This is a genomic window from Streptococcus sp. WM07 (assembly GCF_004570525.1).
GTDB lineage: Bacteria > Bacillota > Bacilli > Lactobacillales > Streptococcaceae > Streptococcus.
Genome location: NZ_SPPZ01000136.1, coordinates 1 through 657, shown reverse-complemented (window position 1 = coordinate 657; position 657 = coordinate 1). Strand labels below are relative to the sequence as shown.

1 protein-coding gene is annotated in these 657 nt (G+C 42.3%); it reads left to right on the top strand.

What is annotated here, in order from left to right:
* A partial coding sequence (locus tag E4T71_RS08745) for an IS66 family transposase (protein WP_228062402.1) occupies positions 1 to 657 on the top strand: 657 nt, incomplete at both ends.

Sequence of the window (657 nt, the reverse complement as noted above, 5' to 3'; positions counted from 1 at the left end):
GCTCATAGCCTAGGATCTGCTTCTATCATATCCCACACTATCCATCAAAAATTCAATTTAAAGGTTCCAAATTATAGACAGGAATCTGATTGGGCCAAACTAGGTCTTCCAATTAGTCGTAAAGAAATAGGGAACTGGCACATCAAGTCTGCCCAATATTACTTCAAACCTCTCTACAGCTTACTTTCAGATATCTTGAAGGAACAGTCTGTTCTTCACGCAGATGAAACCTCCTACAGGGTCTTAGAAAGTGACACAAATCTGACCTATTTTTGGACTTTTCTATCTGGTAAGGACGAGGAGCATGGTATCATACTCTACCATCACAACCAAAGACGTAGTGGACAAGTTGTCGAAGACTTCCTTGGTGATTTTAAGGGTTACCTTCACTGTGATATGTGGTCCGCATATAGGACGTTAAAGGAAGCCAGTCTGGTCGGATGTTGGGCGCATGTTCGTAGGAAGTTCTTTGAAGCAACTCCCAAGAATGCGAACTCCTCTTCACTGGCAAAAAAAGGAAGTAACTATTGCGATAGGATGTTTCTTTTAGAAAGACAGTGGGAGGAGCTAGAACCAGAAATCAGACATCAAAAACGACAAGAAGAGCTCCGTCCCTTGATGGAAGAATTCTTTGATTGGTGTCGGGAGCAGTATGTC